Origin of the sequence: Streptomyces melanosporofaciens (assembly GCF_900105695.1) — a bacterium.
In the GTDB taxonomy this organism is placed as follows: domain Bacteria; phylum Actinomycetota; class Actinomycetes; order Streptomycetales; family Streptomycetaceae; genus Streptomyces; species Streptomyces antimycoticus.
This window is the reverse complement of the sequence record NZ_FNST01000002.1, coordinates 1,811,273-1,829,641: the sequence shown is the minus strand read 5'-3', so window position 1 is coordinate 1,829,641 and position 18,369 is coordinate 1,811,273. Positions and strand designations below refer to the sequence as shown.

19 protein-coding genes and 1 tRNA gene are annotated in these 18,369 nt (G+C 71.5%); 11 read left to right on the top strand and 9 right to left on the bottom strand.

Features of this window, described 5'->3' with window-relative positions; translation table 11 throughout:
• Positions 1-25: 25 nt before the first annotated feature.
• The 4 genes from crcB (BLV72_RS10870) to BLV72_RS10855 form a co-directional block, all read right to left on the bottom strand.
• On the bottom strand, positions 26-400 hold the full coding sequence (gene crcB, locus BLV72_RS10870) for a fluoride efflux transporter CrcB (protein WP_093461867.1): 375 nt from the start codon (positions 398-400) through the stop codon (positions 26-28).
• Complete coding sequence (locus BLV72_RS10865; RefSeq protein WP_086705893.1) at positions 397-732, bottom strand: DUF190 domain-containing protein; 336 nt, start codon at positions 730-732, stop codon at positions 397-399. The genes crcB (BLV72_RS10870) and BLV72_RS10865 overlap by 4 nt, the downstream gene beginning before the upstream one ends.
• Positions 729-1,229 carry a fluoride efflux transporter CrcB gene (gene crcB, locus BLV72_RS10860; protein WP_093461865.1) on the bottom strand — a complete coding sequence of 167 codons (501 nt, stop codon included), beginning with the start codon at positions 1,227-1,229 and terminating at the stop codon, positions 729-731. Before crcB (BLV72_RS10860) ends, BLV72_RS10865 begins: the two co-directional genes overlap by 4 nt.
• A gap of 165 nt (positions 1,230-1,394) precedes the next feature.
• Positions 1,395-2,426 (bottom strand): polyprenyl synthetase family protein, encoded by a 1,032-nt coding sequence (locus BLV72_RS10855; RefSeq protein WP_093461863.1) that lies wholly within the window; start codon positions 2,424-2,426, stop codon positions 1,395-1,397.
• A gap of 168 nt (positions 2,427-2,594) precedes the next feature.
• On the opposite strand from BLV72_RS10855, the gene BLV72_RS10850 reads away from it, so the two are divergent.
• Both BLV72_RS10850 and BLV72_RS10845 read left to right on the top strand, forming a co-directional pair.
• Positions 2,595-2,813 (top strand): MbtH family protein, encoded by a 219-nt coding sequence (locus BLV72_RS10850; protein ID WP_078641478.1) that lies wholly within the window; start codon positions 2,595-2,597, stop codon positions 2,811-2,813.
• Positions 2,814-2,962: 149 nt separating this feature from the next.
• The gene (locus tag BLV72_RS10845; RefSeq protein WP_093470293.1) at positions 2,963-3,952 is read left to right on the top strand and encodes a zinc-dependent alcohol dehydrogenase family protein; all 990 of its coding nucleotides are present in this window, start codon (positions 2,963-2,965) and stop codon (positions 3,950-3,952) included.
• A 49-nt stretch (positions 3,953-4,001) separates the two neighbouring features.
• Here BLV72_RS10845 and BLV72_RS47265 read toward each other — a convergent pair whose 3' ends face one another.
• From BLV72_RS47265 to BLV72_RS10835, 3 genes are all read right to left on the bottom strand, one after another.
• Positions 4,002-4,238, bottom strand: coding sequence for a hypothetical protein (locus tag BLV72_RS47265; protein WP_143059767.1), 237 nt, complete (start codon positions 4,236-4,238; stop codon positions 4,002-4,004).
• Positions 4,211-4,621, bottom strand: coding sequence for a VOC family protein (locus BLV72_RS10840; protein ID WP_093461861.1), 411 nt, complete (start codon positions 4,619-4,621; stop codon positions 4,211-4,213). Before BLV72_RS10840 ends, BLV72_RS47265 begins: the two co-directional genes overlap by 28 nt.
• Before the next feature lie 163 nt (positions 4,622-4,784).
• A complete protein-coding gene (locus BLV72_RS10835) occupies positions 4,785-5,207 on the bottom strand; it encodes a hypothetical protein (protein ID WP_093461859.1) in 423 nt (140 codons plus the stop codon).
• Positions 5,208-5,385: 178 nt separating this feature from the next.
• On the opposite strand from BLV72_RS10835, the gene BLV72_RS10830 reads away from it, so the two are divergent.
• Entirely contained in the window at positions 5,386-5,856 is a 471-nt protein-coding gene (locus BLV72_RS10830) for a cation:proton antiporter regulatory subunit (RefSeq protein WP_093461857.1), read from the top strand.
• A 4-nt stretch (positions 5,857-5,860) separates the two neighbouring features.
• Positions 5,861-7,162, top strand: coding sequence for a cation:proton antiporter (locus BLV72_RS10825; protein ID WP_093461855.1), 1,302 nt, complete (start codon positions 5,861-5,863; stop codon positions 7,160-7,162).
• Positions 7,163-7,221: 59 nt separating this feature from the next.
• On the opposite strand, the gene BLV72_RS10820 is transcribed toward BLV72_RS10825, so the two are convergent.
• Positions 7,222-8,235, bottom strand: coding sequence for a sporulation protein (locus tag BLV72_RS10820; protein ID WP_093461853.1), 1,014 nt, complete (start codon positions 8,233-8,235; stop codon positions 7,222-7,224).
• Positions 8,236-8,693: 458 nt separating this feature from the next.
• Here BLV72_RS10820 and BLV72_RS10815 point away from each other — a divergent pair, with 458 nt between their 5' ends.
• From BLV72_RS10815 to BLV72_RS10805, 3 genes are all read left to right on the top strand, one after another.
• A complete protein-coding gene (locus BLV72_RS10815; protein WP_093461852.1) occupies positions 8,694-9,113 on the top strand; it encodes a hypothetical protein in 420 nt (139 codons plus the stop codon).
• A gap of 146 nt (positions 9,114-9,259) precedes the next feature.
• Entirely contained in the window at positions 9,260-11,002 is a 1,743-nt protein-coding gene (ctaD, locus tag BLV72_RS10810; protein WP_093461850.1) for an aa3-type cytochrome oxidase subunit I, read from the top strand.
• Between the two features lie 157 nt (positions 11,003-11,159).
• Positions 11,160-11,849 (top strand): siderophore-interacting protein, encoded by a 690-nt coding sequence (locus BLV72_RS10805; protein WP_093461849.1) that lies wholly within the window; start codon positions 11,160-11,162, stop codon positions 11,847-11,849.
• 125 nt (positions 11,850-11,974) lie between these two features.
• On the opposite strand, the gene BLV72_RS10800 is transcribed toward BLV72_RS10805, so the two are convergent.
• Positions 11,975-12,047: transfer RNA gene (locus BLV72_RS10800), tRNA-Arg, on the bottom strand.
• 382 nt (positions 12,048-12,429) lie between these two features.
• Here BLV72_RS10800 and BLV72_RS10795 point away from each other — a divergent pair.
• From BLV72_RS10795 to BLV72_RS10780, 4 genes are all read left to right on the top strand, one after another.
• Positions 12,430-14,040, top strand: coding sequence for a dynamin family protein (locus BLV72_RS10795; RefSeq protein WP_093470292.1), 1,611 nt, complete (start codon positions 12,430-12,432; stop codon positions 14,038-14,040).
• A 6-nt stretch (positions 14,041-14,046) separates the two neighbouring features.
• Positions 14,047-15,939 (top strand): GTPase, encoded by a 1,893-nt coding sequence (locus BLV72_RS10790; protein ID WP_093461847.1) that lies wholly within the window; start codon positions 14,047-14,049, stop codon positions 15,937-15,939.
• Between the two features lie 137 nt (positions 15,940-16,076).
• Positions 16,077-16,583 carry a single-stranded DNA-binding protein gene (locus BLV72_RS10785; RefSeq protein WP_093461846.1) on the top strand — a complete coding sequence of 169 codons (507 nt, stop codon included), beginning with the start codon at positions 16,077-16,079 and terminating at the stop codon, positions 16,581-16,583.
• A gap of 215 nt (positions 16,584-16,798) precedes the next feature.
• Entirely contained in the window at positions 16,799-18,196 is a 1,398-nt protein-coding gene (locus BLV72_RS10780; RefSeq protein ID WP_093461844.1) for a Cys-Gln thioester bond-forming surface protein, read from the top strand.
• The last annotated feature ends 173 nt before the right edge of the window (positions 18,197-18,369 follow it).

Genomic DNA, 18,369 nt, shown 5'->3' with positions numbered 1-18,369 from the left:
GTAAGGCCGTCGCGAGGGTCGTGCCTCAGCCCCAGATCGCGTGGGCCAGTGCCGCACCCGCGAAGGCGGCGCCCACCCCGGCCACCACACTCAGCACCACATTCGCCACGGCGAAGAGCCGGGCGCCCTCCTCGGCCAGCCGCAGGGTCTCGTACGAGAACGTCGAGTACGTCGTCAGCGCCCCGCACAGCCCCGTGCCCAGCAGCAGTTGCACCCGCTGAGAGGCCGCCCCCTCCGCCGCCGCACCGGTCAGCAGGCCCAGCACCAGACAGCCCCCCACATTGACCATGAACGTGCCCCAGGGGAACACCGAGTCGTGCCGTGCCTGGACCGCGCGGTCGGTCAGATAGCGCAGCGGGGCACCGACCATCCCGCCCGCGATCACCAGCAGCCAGTTCACCGGGCCCGGCCCCGGGGGTGCACGATCTCGACCGGGTCGACCACCACGAGGCCGTCACCCACGATCTCCTCCAGCTCGGGCAGGAAGGACCGCACCCGCTCCTCCGTATCGATCATCACGATGGCCATGGGCAGATCCTCGCCGAGCGACAGCAGCCGCGAGGTGTGGATCAGGGACGAGGAGCCGTACCCCTCGACGCCGCGGAACACGCTCGCACCCGCGAGCCCCGCGCGATGGGCGCGGTGCACGATCTCGGCGGACAGCGGCCGGCGATGCCAGGTGTCGTTCTCGCCGATGAAGACGGTCAGCCGCAGCGCGGGCTCGCCGGTCACCGGGCCGCCCTCCCGCCGGGCCCGTACCCGCCCAGGACGTGGCGGGTCGCCGCCACGGCCGCCCATACGGCCGCCATCGCCACCACGAGCGTCCCCGCCAGATAGGCGAAGGCGATCGCGAAACGGCCGTCCTGGATCAGCCGGGTGAAGTCCACGGCATACGTCGAGAAGGTGGTGAAGCCGCCGAGCACACCGGTGCCGAAGAAGGGCCGTACCAGCCGGTGAGCCGTCCACATTTCGGTGATCAGCACCAGGAAGACGCCGATGACCGCGCAGCCGACGGCGTTGACCAGCAGGATCGTCCAGGGGAAGGCGCTGGACGGGGTCGGCCACAGCAGCGACGCCCCGTAGCGTGCCGTCGCCCCGAGTGCGCCGCCCACCGCCACCACGCCCACCACGGGGCCCTGCCCCCGCCAGGGGTGGTGCCGGGCGGGCGTCGTCGGGCCGGTATCGGGGTCGAGGGGCTCGTCCACCACATCCGACCGTGAGCTGCCCATAGGGATCAGGCTACGTCGTGACGCCGCCACCGGCCGATCGGGAAGACGCCGCCACCGGCCGACCGGGAAGACGCCGCCACCGGCCGACCGGGAAGGGGACGGAAACGGACCAGGGAGGACGGCAGAAACGGACCCGGGAGGACGACGCGGACGTACGCGAGCCGGTCAGTGGTCCCGGCGCGACACGAAGTCGCACAGCGCGTGCAGAACCCGCGTCGCCGATCCGTCCGGCAGCCCGTTCACCGCGGTCCGGGCGCGCAGCAGCCGCGCGTGCATCACCGTCCGCGCCTCCGCCAGCGCCCCGCAGCGGTGCAGCAGCGCGACGGCCCTCGGCAGCCCGGTGCCCTCCGGGCCCGCGGTGGCGGCGGTCAGCAGGGTGCGCAACTCACCCGCCTCCGGCCGCTCGTCGGCCAGCGCCAGCAGCACCGGGAGGCTGGCGACGCCGATCGCGAGATCCTTGCCCTGTTCCTTCCCGGAGACCTCGGAGGTGGAGGTGATGTCGAGGATGTCGTCGGATATCTGGAAGGCGATTCCCAGATGTTCCCCGTATTCGGCGAGCGCCTGGACGACAGGCTCCGGGGCGCCCGTCCGGACCGCCCCGAGCTGCAGCGCCATGGCGATGAGCGAGGCCGACTTCCCCGCCACCACGGTGAAGTAGTGGGAGAGCGGATCGTCGTCGTCCGAGGGGCCGACGAGTTCCCGTATCTGGCCCATGATCAGCCGATTGGTGACCTTGGACTGCAATCGAATGGCTTCCGGGCCGAGTTCCGCGGCGAGCTGGGCCGCTTTCGACAGCAGCCAATTGCCCGCGAGCACGGCGGTGGTGTTGCCCCAGCGGGCGTTGACGCTGGGCACTCCGCGCCGGGTGCGGGCCTGGTCCATGACGTCGTCGTGGTAGAGCGAGGCGACATGCACCAGCTCGGCCAGGGTGGCGGCCTGCACGGCGGCGGAAGGATCGCGTACCCCGAACTCCGCGCCGACCAGTGCCAGAAGCGGCCGCAGCCGCTTTCCGCCGGGACCGAAGAGATGTCCGGCGACTTCCGCGACACAAGGGTCCCGGGCCTCGGTGGCGAGAGCGCGCAGCTGCTCCTCCGAGGCGTCCATCCCGCGTTCCAGACGGGCCGTGAGCGCGGGGTCGCCGGTGGTGAGCTCCATGGCCATGGAGCCCTTGGGCTCGGTTGTGGCGGGCGCGACCATGCGGTGGACCGTAGGCGAGGGACATGCCGGAACACGGAATTCCGTCAGGAAGGTGCCATTTCCGTATCCCAGGCTTTTCCCCAGGGCCCCGGGGACCCCTCGGCGGGTGCCCACTCCGGCCGGTACCGTCAAGCCTGTCGATGCCGACCGCGAGCGAGGAGAACCGCGATGAGCAACCCCTTCGAGAACCCCGACGGCCGCTATTTCGTGCTCGTCAACGAGGAGGGGCAGCACTCCCTGTGGCCGGCCTTCGCCGAGGTCCCCGCGGGCTGGACGGTCGCCCACGGTGAGGACGACCGCCAGGCGTGCCTGGACTACGTCAACGAGCACTGGACCGATATGCGGCCCAAGAGCCTGATCACCGCGATGGACGGCACCTCGGCCTGACCGCATCCGCACTCGGTTGGCAGTTTCCGGCCGTATCTCTTCTCTTTTGGCGCCGCATGGTCTGAACGCGTGCCTTACGGTCGCCGCGGGCCCCACGGCGTTACGTTGACGGTGTGACGACGGACGCGAACGCCGACCTTCCGGCGACCATGCGGGCATGGGTGGTCCCCGCCCCGGGCCGGATCGAGCAGGTGGAGCTGCCGGTGCCGCGGCCGGTGGAGGACGAACTGCTGATCCGGGTCCGAGCCTGCGGGGTGTGCCGCACCGATCTGCATGTCCGCGACGGCGACCTGCCCCCGCACCGCAGCCCCGTCGTCCCCGGCCACGAGGCCGTCGGCGAGGTCGTCGCGGCGGGTTCGCGGGCGCACGGCCCCGGCCCCGGAATCCGGCTCGGCGTCCCCTGGCTGCGGCGCACCTGCGGCCGCTGCCGCTACTGCCTCCGGGGCCAGGAGAACCTGTGCCCGTCCTCGGAGTACACCGGCTGGGACGCGGACGGCGGCTACGCCGAGTACGTCACCGTACCGGCGGCCTACGCCTATGAGCTGCCCTCCGGATACACCGACGAGGAACTCGCCCCGCTGCTGTGCGCCGGCATCATCGGCTACCGCGCCCTGCGCCGCGCCGATCTCCCGCCGGGCGGCCGGCTCGGCATCTACGGCTTCGGCGGCTCCGCCCACCTCACCGCCCAGGTCGCCATCGCCCAGGGCGCCGTCGTCCACGTCCTGACCCGCTCACCCGCCGCCCAGACCCTCGCCCTGGAGCTCGGCGCCGCCTCCGCGAACGACTCCTACGACCGCCCGCCCGAGCCCCTCGACGCCGCCATCCTCTTCGCCCCGGTGGGCCAACTGGTCCCGGTCGCCCTGGAGGCCCTGGACGCCGGCGGCACGCTGAGCATCGCCGGGATCTACCTCTCGGACATCCCCTCCCTCGACTACGAGCGCCACCTCTTCCGCGAACGCACCATGCGCAGCGTCACCGCCAACACCCGCGAGGACGGGCGCGAATTCCTCGCCGCGGCCGCCGAGGACCGCATCAGTGCCACGGTCACCCCCTACCCCTTCGACCGGGCGGACGCCGCCCTCGACGACCTCGCCGCCGACCGCGTCAACGGTGTGGCGGTCCTGACGATGCCGCACTAGCGCGAGGGGTCCGGCGCGTCGCGACATGCGGCGAGGGTCCGGCGCGCCGCTACATGGCGCCGACGCCTGGCGAAGTGGCCCCGGCACCTCGGCGAAGTGGCCCCGGCACCTCGGCGAGCGGTCCCGGCACCTCGGCGAGCGGTCCCGGCACCTCGGCGAGCGGCCCCGGCGCCCGGGCGAGCGGCCTCGGCACCTCGGCGAGCGGCCCCGGCGCCCGGGCGAGCGGCCTCGGCACCTGGGCGAGCTGCCTCGGCGCCGTCAGGAATTCGACCAGTCCCGTCGGCACAGCACCAGGCGGTAGCCGTCGGGGTCCTCGACGGTGACGCCCCATTCGTTCCAGTAAGGGTTGGGGGAGAGCACGCGGGTGCCGCCGTGCTCGATGAGGCGGGCCACCAAGTCCTCGGGGACCGGTTCGTCGAGGTAGATCACCAGGAGGTCCTCCTCGGTCGGCCGGGGCTCGACGGGGTGGGCCGCCTCGTGGACGAGCTCCAGGTGCCAGGAGGCGTCCGGCCAGCCCACCATCAGCAGATCGTGTTCCCCGGCCCGGTCGCCGCCCTCGATCCGGTACACCACGCTCAACCCGAGCCCACCGCACCAGAAGCGCTCCGCCGCCGCGAGGTCACGCGAGGGGCGGGCGATACGGATATGGCTCTGACCGTCGGCGGGCATGGGCGTCTCCTACGTCGTGAGGAACACATCGACGGCACCGTGACCGCCGGGCAGCGCCCCACACCCTAGGGACGGTCCCGCCCCTGGAGCATCGGCCTTTCGCCGGGCCGTCCCACGGCCGTGGGACCTACGACCATGGGCCGGTCGTCGGACCGGCCGTCGCTCACTCCGGCGGCCCCGGCCGGCGGCCGAGCGGGGAGATGCGGCGGTATCCCGCCCGGGCGTTGACGATACGGGCGAGCGCGGTGCCCGCGACGGCCGCCGCCAGCAGGCAGGCCAGCCAGCCGGTGTCGCGATCGCCCGCCCAGGAGAGCCGGCCCGCGGGCGGAATGGCGAAGCCGTTGAGGAACAGCCAGCACAGCGCCGCCGTACCGGGCGCCGCGACAAAACGCGCGCACAGCCCCAGCAGGGCGGCCAGCAGCGAGAGACCGATCAGGGCGAACATCGGGCGGCCATGGCCGCCGAGGAAGTTCAGGGTTACCACCAGCACCAGCGCACCGAGGAAGGCCCCGCCCCAGATGACGGGAGTGGCGACCGGATCGGGAACCGGTCTGATGCCTGTGCTGAGCCGCCTCCACTCAATCATGGGCCCCATCCTCCTCCGGGCACCATCCTCCTCGCCTGTCGATGGCCACCCCACCCTTATGCGGTCGGCATCGTCCCATCGGGCCCTCACTCACCGGCCATCATTACCAATTCTTTGCCATTCGTTAGGGTGGCACGAGACTCGAGCGACGAGAGGGATGATTGTGGGCGCTCCGCGGATGAGCAGTACGCCATTGCCCGGCATCGGGGTTCGCTACGACCTGACGACGCGAGAGAACCGGCTGCTGTCGGTCATCGCGCACCGCGACGGAGACCGGACGCTGAGTGCGTACCGGAAGGAGGATCCCGATGAGTGTGCCCTGTCCACCAGGCTGACCGCGGGGGAAGCGGAAGCGCTGGTCGGGGTCCTGATGCCGAGCCATCACAGCCCGAATCTGCTGTCCACCACCGAGCTGGGGCTGGTGGCCGAGCGGATCGAGCTGGTGTCCACGTCGTACTGGAACGGGCGGGTGCTGGGCGAGACGCGGATGCGGACCGAGACCGGCGTCTCGATCGTGGCCGTGCTGCGCAGGGCGGAGGCGATCCCCTCGCCGACTCCCGACTTCCGGCTGGCCGGTGGGGACGAGCTGATCGTGATCGGTACCCGCGAGGGTGTGGACTCGGCCGCGGCGATACTCGGGCGGGTGTAGGCCCATGCATTCGTCTGCCGTCTTTCTGATCGAGTTCGGCGCGGTCATCCTGGGCCTCGGGCTGCTGGGGCGGCTGGCCGGACGGTTTCAGTTCTCCCCGATCCCGCTGTATCTGCTGGCCGGACTGGCCTTCGGCGAGGGCGGGTTGCTGCCGCTGGGGACCAGCGAGGAGTTCGTCGCGACCGGTGCCGAGATCGGCGTCATCCTGCTGCTGCTGATGCTCGGCCTGGAGTACACCGCCAGCGATCTGGTCAGCAATCTCAAGACCCAGTACCGGGCCGGGCTCGTCGACGCGGTGCTCAACGCGCTGCCCGGCGCCGTCATGGCCCTGCTGCTGGGATGGGGGCCGGTGGCCGCCGTGGTGCTGGCCGGTGTCACCTGGATCTCCTCCTCCGGAGTCATCGCCAAGGTCCTCGGCGATCTGGGCCGGCTCGGCAACCGCGAGACCCCGGTGATCCTGAGCATCCTGGTCCTCGAAGACCTGGCGATGGCCGTCTATCTGCCGATCGTCACCGCTCTGCTGGCCGGTGCGGGCCTGGCGGCGGGCAGCGTCACCCTGGCCATCGCCCTCGGCGTGGCCGGTCTGGTGCTCTTCCTGGCCGTCCGCTACGGCCGGCACATCTCCCGTTTCGTCTCCAGCGACGACCCCGAGAAGCTGCTGCTGGTGGTGCTCGGGCTGACGCTGCTGGTGGCGGGGATCGCCCAGCAGCTCCAGGTGTCGGCGGCCGTCGGCGCGTTCCTGGTGGGCATTGCCCTGTCCGGGGAGGTCGCCGAGGGCACCCACCATCTGCTCAGCCCGCTGCGGGATCTGTTCGCCGCCGTCTTCTTCGTCTTCTTCGGTCTGCACACGGATCCGGCCAGCATCCCCCCAGTGTTGCTGCCCGCCATGACGCTGGCCGTCCTCACCGCGAGTACGAAGATCGCCACCGGCTACTGGGCGGCGCGGCGGGCCGGGATCTCCAAACGGGGCCGCTGGCGGGCGGGTGGCACGTTGGTGGCCCGGGGCGAGTTCTCGATCGTCATCGCGGGACTCGCCGTCACCGCCGGTATCGAGCCCTCGCTGGGCCCGCTGGCCACGGCGTACGTCCTGATCCTGGTCGTCCTCGGCCCGCTCACCGCCCGCTGGACGGAGCCCGTCGCCCGGCGGGTCACGGCCCGGCTGGCGGCGCGCCGTGAGCCCGCTCCGGCGACGGCGACGGCGGTCGAGGGCGGGGGTGAGGCCGGGGTCGGGAACGGAGGCGATCGCGTGGCGGAGGAGCCGCGGGAGACGGTGGACGACCCCGATGCCGTGGGGCGCCGTTCCTAGCCGTTCGCCGCTGGTGCACCGGAAGGGCCGCGGGGAGATCCGCGGCCCTTCCGCGCGTCTCAGCCCTGGTCCGCTTCCTCGTGCCCCGAGTCCCTCAGGTCTTTTGAGTCTTTCAAGCCCGCTAAGTCGTCTGAGCCGTCTAAGCCTCCTAAGCCCTCTAAGTTCCCTAACGCGTCGCCGAGCCCGGCCGCGACCATGCCGCCCGCGGCCCCGGCCGCCGTACCGGCCGTGACGCCCGAGGTGATCGCCCCGGCGCGGAGCGTGTGGGCGGTGCGGGCCGCGATGAGCGCCTGGATCCAGGAGTCGACCTCGGCGGTCCAGTCGCGACGCTCGAGGCCCTCATGGCTCACGGTGTGGCGGCTCAAGGCGGCAGGGCCACCGGGGAGTCGCTTGCCGGGGGAGGACGCGCCGGAGAAGGGCCGGCCGCGCTTGTCGGCCTCCAGGACGACCTCCATGCCGTCGGGGCCGGTGAGAAGGGTCAGCGCGATCTCGTTCATGGCGTGGAGGTACCGCGGGGCGGGAGTGAGCTCGATCTCCTGGTGGAAGGGGAGCGTCTGCCCGGTGCCGGTGCTATGGCCGAGCCGCAGATCGGCGGCGATGAGGCCGAAGCCGAGCCGCCCCAGCGCCCCCAGCACGGCTTCCTGAGCCGGCAGCGGGTGCACGATCAGCTCTTCCGGATCGCCGTGGTCCTTCGCGCCCGCCGACGCGAGCTCGATCCGGATGCCCAGGACGACGCCCAGCGGCTGTCCGGAGAGCTCGGTGAGCGGGGTTTCCCACGGTATGTGAAGGGTGAACGGAACGTCTCTGTGCTCTCTCGTGTCGAGCCGGAACCCCCCGCTGAGCCGCAGGCGGTCGAAGACCACGCCGCCCGCGCGCTCCTCGCCGCCGTGCCCGGCCGCGACCCGGGCGACCAGCTCCAGTGCGAGGTGCTCGATATCGCAGGCCCGGCCGCCGCCCCGGAGCCGCACCTGCCCCCGCACCACCCCACCGGGGCGCACCGGCTCCCGGTCCAGGACCGTGTCCACGACGGGTCCACCGACCCCGAGCGAGCCGAGCACTCGTTTGAACACCATCGCGGCGTCCACTCCTTCACTGTCACTGGGTTCGTTCTCTGTTCCGTGGGGGGCATGCGTGGAACGAATGGGATGGTAAAGGGATTCCCATGTATGCCTTCTGGGCTGGCAAAACCGGCCAGGGATGGCGCGGCCCCGACCGCCGGCGTCCGCGACGGCCCAGCTCAGGCGCCCTTCGGTGGGTCCCTCGTCCGGTCGAACGTTTTTCGGAATCCGTCCGGCCGGACCCGACGCCACCCTTCCGGGTGACCCGGATTCGGGCGGGGAAAACGGTCCGCTTCCACCAACGCCCGCGCGCGCGGAGCCATCTGATTGGGTCCTCCGGCCACGGGTAACCGGCGGTGGGTCCCCGGCCCACGACGGGCGGGTGCCGTGCGGAGAGCGGAGTATGTCCGCAGAGGCCTGTGCCCGAAGGCGGGGCGCCTGCTCATCCTCATGCCGGAAGACAGGAGGAACCGATGTCACGTGTGCGACGGGTGAGATCGGCGCTGCTCAGCGCCGCGGCGATCGTCGTGAGCGCGGGGATCCGGCGATGGCGGCGCAGGCCGTCGCGGATGGCCCGGCTGGCCGACGCCCAGAACGGCGGCCGATGGCAGACGGTCACCGTCAACCGGCCGCCCACGGACGTACGGGCCGAAGCGCTGCCGGAGCCGCTGGAGCGCTACGGAGACCGGCTGGAGATCCGGATTCGCCCGGCGCCCGGGAACTGCGGCACCGAGCTGGCGGCGCGGACGAAGGATCAGCCCTCGCGGCTCGCCATCGCCCTGCCGGGCAGGCTGGCCGGTCAGGACCCCCGCCAGGAGGTACGCCGCGCCCTGCGCGAGGCGAAGTCCCAGTTGGAGGCGGGAAAGACGGCACAGACAAAGCCACAGCCATAAGGGCGGCACATATAAATCCTCTACGGCGAGTCGGGTCCGAATCGCCGTCCCGCTTCGGGTAATGGTGGGCGAATCAATACAACGTATGCGTTGGCCGGTGCCGCCGGCCGCCCACACATGCATCCTGCCGAGGAGCGGACACGGACATGGCGACGACAACCAAGCCCGAATTTGAAGCTCCCGCCGAAACCACCAAACTCGGCAGCATCGTGGTCGACTGGCTCACCACCACGGACCATAAGAAAATCGGACACCTGTACCTGGTGACCGCGTTCGGTTTCTTTCTCATCGGCGGCCTTCTGGCGATGGTCATGCGGGCCGAACTCGCCCGGCCCGGACTGCAACTGGTCAGTCCGGAGCAGTACAACCAGGCTTTCACCCTGCATGGCACGCTGATGCTGCTGTTCTTCGCCACACCGGTTTTCGCCGGATTCGCCAACGAGATCATGCCGCTGCAGATCGGCGCCCCGGATGTCGCCTTCCCCCGGCTGAACATGTTCTCGTACTGGCTCTTCGCCTTCGGCGGGCTGATCGTGATCGGCGGTCTGCTCACCCCCAACGGTGCGGCCGACTTCGGCTGGACGGCCTATACGCCGCTCAGCAGCAAGACGCGCACACCGGGCGTGGGCGGCGACATGTGGGTGATGGGCCTCGCCCTCTCCGGCTTCGGGACGATCCTGGGCGCCGTCAACTTCATCACGACCATCGTGTGCATGCGCGCCCCGGGAATGACGATGTTCCGGCTGCCCATCTTCACCTGGAACATCCTCTTCACCTCGATCCTGGTGCTGCTCGCCTTCCCCATCCTGGCGGCCGCCCTGCTGGTGCTGGAGGCAGACCGTAAATTCGGCGCGGTCGTCTTCGAGGGGGCCAACGGCGGACCGGTGCTCTGGCAGCACCTCTTCTGGTTCTTCGGCCACCCCGAGGTCTACATCATCGCCCTGCCGTTCTTCGGCATCATCACCGAAATCATTCCGGTGTTCTCCCGCAAGGTGGTCTTCGGCTATATCGGTCTGGTGGGCGCCACCATCGCCATCACCGGCCTCTCCGCGACGGTATGGGCCCACCATATGTTCGCCACCGGGGCGGTGCTCCTGCCGTTCTTCTCCTTTATGACGTTCCTCATCGCGGTGCCGACCGGGGTGAAGTTCTTCAACTGGATCGGAACCATGTGGCGTGGCTCCCTCTCCTTCGAGACACCGATGCTGTGGTCCATCGGCTTCCTGGTCACCTTCCTCTTCGGCGGGCTGACCGGGGTGATCCTCGCCTCGCCGCCGATGGATTTCGAGGTCCACGACAGCTACTTCGTCGTCGCCCACTTCCACTACGTGGTCTTCGGCACGGTGGTCTTCGCGATGTTCGCCGGATTCTATTTCTGGTGGCCCAAGTTCACCGGCACGATGCTCGATGAGCGCCTCGGCAAGATCCACTTCTGGACCCTGTTCGTCGGCTTCCATACGACCTTTCTGGTGCACCACTGGCTGGGCGCCACCGGCATGCCGCGCCGCTATGCCGACTATCTGGCCGCCGACGGCTTCACCACGCTGAACACGGTCTCCACCATCGGCTCCTTCCTCCTGGGCCTGTCCACCCTGCCGTTCATCTACAACGTGTGGAAAACCGGGAAGTACGGAAAGCGGGTCGAGGTCGACGACCCCTGGGGGTGGGGCCGCTCCCTGGAATGGGCCACCTCATGCCCGCCGCCCCGGCACAACTTCCTCACCCTGCCGAAGATCCGCTCCGAATCCCCGGCCTTCGACCTCCACCACCCCGAGGTCATCCTCCATGAGATGGCCACGTCCAACAGGACGCCCCTCTCCGGGGCGGGGCGCACCGACGGCGAGCGCGGCCCCGAAACGGGCGGCGACACCGGGGACCGCAAGGACTGACCCTCTCCCGGGAGCCGGGGCGGCGAGATCTCGGGGTCCGGGTCCGGGGCAACTCACGCACTATCGCATTCGGCCGGAAACACGTACTATCGCGTCCGGTCGCCGATGGCTGCCCAACTTCCCCCGCACGCACCTGAGTTCCCCGAGGAGCCCTCCCATGCCCACGCTGCTGGACCCGGTCCTGGACCTGCTGATGCTCCGCGGCACCGTCACCGAGGCCGAACCCATAGCCGCCCGTATGCGCCGGCTGCGCATCGAGGGCGACACCCTCGCCGGGCTCGACGTCCGCCCCGGGCAGCAGGTGCGCGTCCTGGTCGGCTCCGGGCTGACCCGCCGTACGTACTCCGTGTGGCGCTACGACCCCTCGGGCGCCATCGAGTTGTGCGTACTGGACCACGCCGAAGCCGGGCCGGGGGCGCGCTGGGGCAGGAGCGTCCAGGTCGGGGAGCGGGTGCGGCTGGGCAAACCCGAGGGGTCGTTCACGCTCCGCCCCGAGGCCGCCCACCACGTCTTCGTCGGGGAGGAGACGGCGTCCGTCCCCTTCGGCGCGATGCTGGCCGCACTGCCGCCCGGGGTACGGGTCTCCGGCTGCGTGGAGACGGAAACGACCGCGGACCGCCTCCCGCTGCCCCACTCGGACCGCCTCAACTGGCTGACCAGGGGAAGCGCTTCACTCCCGGACGCGATACGCCGCCTCGCCCCCGAACCGGGCGGGATCGCCTACGTCGCCGGGGAGGCCCGCACCGTCCAGCGAGTGCGCCAGGTGCTCGTCCGGGAGGCGGGCTGGGACCGCCGCGCGGTACTCACCAAGCCCTTCTGGGCGCCGGGCAAGCGAGGCATGGAGTAGGGCAGCCGGGCCCACGCCTGCCCCTGACCGCCGGGCGCGCCCGGGGCGGCGCCCTGGCCGGTGGAATCGGCTCCGAACGGCAAGAAGACCCCCTTCGCTACGTGCGTAGAGAAGAGGGTCCGGTGCGCCCCCGGCAGGACTCGAACCTGCGGCCAAGCGCTTAGAAGGCGCCTGCTCTATCCACTGAGCTACGGGGGCCGGTGGTGGTCGCGGAGCTGCTGAGCCCCCGGTGCCTGCGGGGCCGCCGGGGCGGCCGTGGTGCGGGTGGCCGGGCTCGACGGACCGTGACCTTGCCGGGACAAGGATAGGGCTCCTTGCGCCTCGCCCCGGTTGCTTCACCTCCGTGGCACGTTGTGGAGGTTCGGTGAAGCGGTCTGATAATCGCAGGCAGGTCCGAAACTTGCATCGTTTTTCACGCCTCAGGGAACGGGTGTTGTGCACTCGTTATGCCCGCGCCCCTGTCGTCACGTCCGCCTCATGCCCCTTTTAGAGTGATCCGGGTGGGTCTCTTTGACGCGCACGAGTGACCATACGCTTCAAAAAGGCACCAAAAGCGTGCATTCTTCACCACGTGGCGATCTTGGACGTACGGCCCCGGCTGCTCGACGCGCTGACCTCACTGCGCGACCGTGTCGACGCCGCTCGGTTTCCGCTCCCCCTTCCCGGCGCCGACCGCGCTCGCCGCAGCCGAGCCGAGCTGCTCGCTCAACTGGACGACTACCTCGTGCCCCGGTTGCGCGCCCCCGAAGCGCCCCTGCTGGCGGTAATCGGGGGATCGACGGGGGCGGGCAAGTCCACCCTCGTCAATTCGCTGGTCGGCCGACGGGTCACCGAGGCCGGTGTGTTGCGGCCCACGACGCGTACGCCGGTGCTGGTGTGCCACCCCGACGACCACCCCTGGTTCGCCGGGCAGCGGGTGCTGCCGCGGCTCACCCGGGTGTGGGTGCCGGCACAGGGGGAGCGGGCGGAGAGCGCGTACGACGAGGAGGGGCGGGCGCAGGAGGGGCCGGCGGCGCTGCGGGTGGAGACCGATCCGGGGCTGGCGCGGGGGCTCGCACTGCTCGACGCGCCCGACATCGACTCGCTGGTCGCGCGGAATCGCGATCTGGCCGCGGAATTGATCTGCGCCGCCGACATCTGGGTGCTCGTCACCACGGCCACCCGCTACGGCGACGCCGTCCCCTGGCATCTGCTGCGGACCGCGAAGGAGTACGACGTCACCCTCGTCACTGTCCTGGACCGGGTGCCGCACCAGGTGGCCGCCGAGGTCACCCGGCAGTACGCCGCGCTCCTTACGGCGGCCGGCCTCGGCGATATCCCGCGCTTCACCATCCCCGAGCTCCCCGAGTCCGCGGGCGGCGGCAGCGGGCTGCTGCCGGCCACCGCCGTCGCAGCCCTGCGGTCCTGGCTCACCCAGCACGCACAGGATCCGTACGCCCGTACCGTCGCCGCCGCCCGTACGGCCGCCGGGACGCTCGCCTCGCTGAGCTCCCGGATGCCCGCGCTGGCCGGGGCCGCGGCGGCACAGCACGCGGCCGCGGTGCGGCTGGTCCAGCAGGTGGAGGGCGCGTACGGGGAAGCGGTGGAGCGGGTGCGGCGCGAGATCGCGCAGGGCGCGGCGCTCGCGGGCGGTGCGCTCACCCACTGGCATGGCCTGCCGCATGACAGCACCCCCGATGAGCTCCTTACGGCACTCACCGACTCCCTGGCCACCCTGCTGCGCGGCGCGGCCGCCACCGCCGACGAGCGGGTCGCGGAGGCCGGCAGGCAGGACCCGGTCGCCCAGGCCGGGCTCGCTCCGTGCGACACGCCCGGCGCCGCCGAGCGGATCGGGGTGGCCGTACGGCACTGGCGGCGCTGTGCCGAGGAGCTGGCGGAGGAGGAGGCACGGGCCCGGATCGCCGAATACGGGGGCAGCTGTGCGCCCGAGGAGATCGCCGCCCTGCTCGCCGCGTCCCTGCTGGGCGGACGCCGCGCCCGTAAGGCGGGCGAGAAGCTCGCCGAGACCTTGGGCGCGCATGCGGCGCTGCGCCTGGGCGACCGCGGCGGACGGCTGCTCGACAGCTGTGTCGCACGCGCCATGCGGGCGGAGCGCGACGGCAGGCTGGCCCCGCTGGACGCCCTGGACATGTCCCCGGAGCACCAGGTCGAGCTGATCGCCGCGCTGTCCGTACTGCAGAAGGAGAGGTGACCGACGGTGACGGCCACGGAGGGCAATGGCGGCAACGAGGGCGGCGGGGGAGACCGGGCGGCGGGGGGCCGCCACACCTGGGACGACGGCCTGATCGCCCGGCGCGCGCACCGCTGGACCGGAGGACGCACCGGGGCCCGCCCGGCCCGCGCGGCGGACGAGAGGAGGTCGGAGGAGGCCACGGCGGGCATTCCCCACGCCACGGCGGGCTACTTCCCGGGGGAGGAGACCGCCCGGCGGTCCTTCGGCGGCCCTCCCTACGCCGTGTACCAGGCCGGCGTCCGCAGCTTCGCCACGGGCACCCTGCGGCCCCGGCTCGAGGCCCTGCGCCAGCTGGTCGGGCTCTCCCGGTCCCGGCTCGAGGGGCACACGCTCGCCGGGGCCGCACGGGTGCTCGACGAGGCGGACGCGCGGGGTCGGCATCCTTACGGGCACACCGTGGTCGCCGTCGCCGGGGCCACCGGAAGCGGTAAGTCGACACTGTTCAACGCCCTCGCCGGAGCCCCCCTCTCCGAGGCCGGAATCCGACGGCCGACCACCGCCACGCCCCTCGCCTGTGCCTGGACCGACCACGCCGACGGCCTGCTGGACCGGCTCGGCATCCCGGCGATGGACCGGCGCAACCCGGGCTATCCCTACGACCCCGCGCTGCGCGGTCTCGTCCTCCTCGACCTGCCCGACCACGACTCGGCCGCCCCGGGCCACCGGGAGCGGGTGGACCGGCTGCTGGGGCTCGTCGACGCGGTGGTGTGGGTGGTGGACCCCGAGAAGTACGCGGACGCGGTCCTCCATGAGCGCTATCTGCGGCCGCTCGCCGGTTATGCAGAGGTGACCTTCGTCGTGCTCAACCAGGTGGACCGGCTGCCGGGCGAGGCCGCGGACCAGGTGCTGGACGATCTGCGGCGGCTGCTGGACGAGGACGGGCTCGCCCTCGGGGAGCACGGGGAGCCGGGGGCGACCGTGCTCGCGCTGTCCGCGCTGACCGGCGAGGGCGTCGGGGAGCTGCGGGAGACGCTCGGGCGGCTCACGGCCGAGTGCGGGGCGGCCGAGCGCCGGCTGTCGGCGGACGTGGACGGCACGATGACGCGGCTGCGGCCGCAGTATGTGGCGGACAACGGGCCGGTCGGGCTCACCGAGCGGGCGCGGGCGGAGTTCGAGGACCGGCTGGCCGAGGCGGCGGGCGCGGCCGCGGCCGGACAGGCGGCGGAGCGCGCCTGGCTGAGGGACGCGGAGTGGCGGTGCGGAACGCCGTGGGGGCGGGTGCGGGGGAGGAGGGCCCGCGCCTCGGGGGGCTCCCTGGCCTCGCGAACCCCCGGAGTCGCGGAGCGGATGGAGATCCCGGGCGCGCGGGCGCGCACGGTGGCGGTGGAGGCGGTCACGGCGCGCCCCGCGGTGGAGGAGGCCGTACGGAGGCTCGGGGACCAGGCGACGGCCGGGCTGCCCGGCCCATGGGCGCAGGCCGTGCGGGAGGCGGCGGGGTGGGGCGGCAGAGGGCTGGCGGAGGCGGTCGACGAGGCGGTGGCGGCCGCGGCGGTGGACCGGCAGCTGATCCGGCCCGTGTGGTGGTCGATGGTGGCGGCAGCTCAGGTGACCTTGCTGGTGCTGCAAGTGGTGGGGGCGCTGTGGCTGCTGGGAGCCACCGCCGGGGTGTTCCGCGGGCCGCAGTGGTGGATGCCGGCGCTGCTGGTGGGCGGCGCGGCGGTCGGCCCGGCGCTGGCGTGGGGCTCCCGGGTGGCGGCGCGGGGGCCCGCCCGGCGCCACGGCCGGTCGGTGGAGGGCCGACTGCGGGAGGCGGCGGCCGAGTGCGGGGCCAGGCGGGTGCTGGAGCCGGTGGAGGCGGAGCTGGCGCGGTACGGGGAGGTACGGGCCCAGTACGTCATCGCGGCAGGCGGCGCGTGACAGGCGGTCACCCGGTCGGGTGACCGAGTTGTCCACAACCGCGGGGTCGTGCACAGGGCCCGGCGGGGCCTCGCGATCCCGGGCAGCATGGTCCACGAACGGCACGGCAGAGCCGGGAATCGATGGGGGAGTAGCCGGTGAATGAGAGCTGGGTGACCGTGGTGGGCAATGCCGCGACGCGGCCGGACTTCTGGGAGACGGCGGCGGGTGTCGCGGTGGCCCGGTTCCGGCTGGCGGTGACGGTGCGCCGGTGGGACCGGGGGCGGGACGCGTGGGCGGACGCGTACACGAGTTTCTATACGGTCTGGACGTGGCGCACGCTCGCCGCGAATGTCGCCGGATCGGTATCGCTCGGTGAACCCCTCGTTGTCCATGGGACGTTGCGGGTGCGGGAGCGCGAATGGGACCGGGAGCGAGAGCGGGAGAGGGACCGTCCGCTTCAGGGAGAAGGGGAAGTCGCGGCCGCGCCCGCGGCCCCGGGTGCGGATTCCGGCGGCGGCGCGAATCAGCCCAGGCGCTGGGTCACCGCGGAGATCGACGCGATGGCCGTCGGCCATGACCTCACGCGGGGTACATCCGCTTTTCGCCGGGTTTCACAGGCTAAACCGCTTCTAAACACACTGACCGGGACAACCTCCCCGTGAGCGGCCGCGAGCACGGGAGACTTGTCGATAAACCCAGCTCATATGGGATCTGAAGATTGATAACGATTCCGATTCGGATCGGTTGGGTCTAGGTATTGGCGGGGAACATGCCCCGCTTTTCTCCCTAGGATCCGTGCGTGCCCAACGGGGGTTCCTGAGTTTTGAGTTCGCTGGCGAGGCGCACCAACTGACTGGTGCTCGCCCGGAGGGAAATCATGATTTCTGTTAGGAGGCGGGGCGCTGCCCGCCTTGCGGCCGCCGTGTTGGCGTCCGGACTGGTCGCGGCGGGTGCGCTGTTCACCGCCGGCACCGCCGCCGCCGATGACGCGCCCCCGAGCCAGGGTGGCGCCACCGCCACGCTGGGCGGTCTCAAGACGTTCGACAAGGCCGTCATCCACGAGAACGGCAAGGACCAGCAGGTCGGCGCCGGCCTTTTCGAGATGTCGGTCGACAACGGCGGCTCCATCCAGACGTACTGCATTGATCTGCACAACCCGACGCAGAGCAAGGCCAAGTACGAGGAGAAGTCCTGGGCCGAGACGTCGCTGGCGAACAACCCCAACGCGGGCAAGATCAATTGGGTTCTGCAGAACTCCTACCCGCAGGTGAACGACCTCGGCGCGCTGGCGAAGACGGCCGGCACCGGTGCCCTCACCGAGAAGACCGCCGCCGCGGGTACGCAGGTCGCCATCTGGCGCTTCTCCGACAATGCGAAGGTCGACGCGGTCGACCCGCAGGCCGAGAAGCTGGCCGACTACCTCGAGAAGAGCGCCCAGAACATCGAGGAGCCCAAGGCATCGCTGAGCCTGGACCCGCCGGCCGTCTCCGGCAAGGCCGGTGAGCGCCTCGGCCCGGTCAAGGTCCACACCAACGCCGACAGCGTCACCCTGACCCCGGGCACCGAGGCCGGTGGCAGCGGAGTCAAGCTCGTCGACAAGAGCGGCAAGACCCTCACCAGCGCCGCCGACGGCGGCGAGGTGTACTTCGACGTCCCGGAGGGTGCGGCCGACGGCTCCGCCACGCTGACCGCCCAGGCCGCCACCAAGGTTCCGGTGGGCCGCGCGTTCGCCAGCGCCACCAAGAGCCAGACCCAGATCCTGGCCGGGTCCAGCGAGAGCACCGTCTCCGCCACCGCCACCGCGAACTGGGCGAAGAAGGGTGCGGTCCCGGCGGTCTCCGCCGAGAAGGACTGCGCCAAGGGCGGCGTGGACATCACCGCCAGCAACAAGGGCGACGAGGCGTTCACCTTCGAGCTGCTGGGCGAGAAGTACACCGTCGAGGCGGGTCAGTCGAAGACCGTCACCGCCCCGGTGAAGGAGGACCAGAGCTACAAGTTCAGCATCACCGGTCCGAACGGCTTCGAGAAGACCTTCTCCGGCGTTCTCGACTGCAAGACCGCCAGCAGCGGTGGCGGCAGCGACACCCCCTCCTCGCAGCCGAGCGCCGCGTCGGCCGGTGGCAGCACCGGCGGTGACACCTCCGGTGGCGACCTGGCCGAGACCGGTAGCAGCAGCAACACCCCGATGATCGCCGGCATCGCCGTGGCGCTGGTCGTCGTCGGTGGCGGCGCGGTGTTCTTCGTCCGCAAGAAGAAGGCGCCCGCGGGTCAGTGAAACGCCTGGGCGGCGACGCCAGGGCAGCAGTGATCGCTGAGTGAAGCGAAGGTCACCGAGTGTGGTGATCGTCGAAAACGCGGTGATGGAGGGCCGGAGCCTCACGGAGGTTCCGGCCCTTCGCGTCGCGGTGGCGGCGGATGCCGGGGCCGCGGGGCCGCGGATGCCGGAGT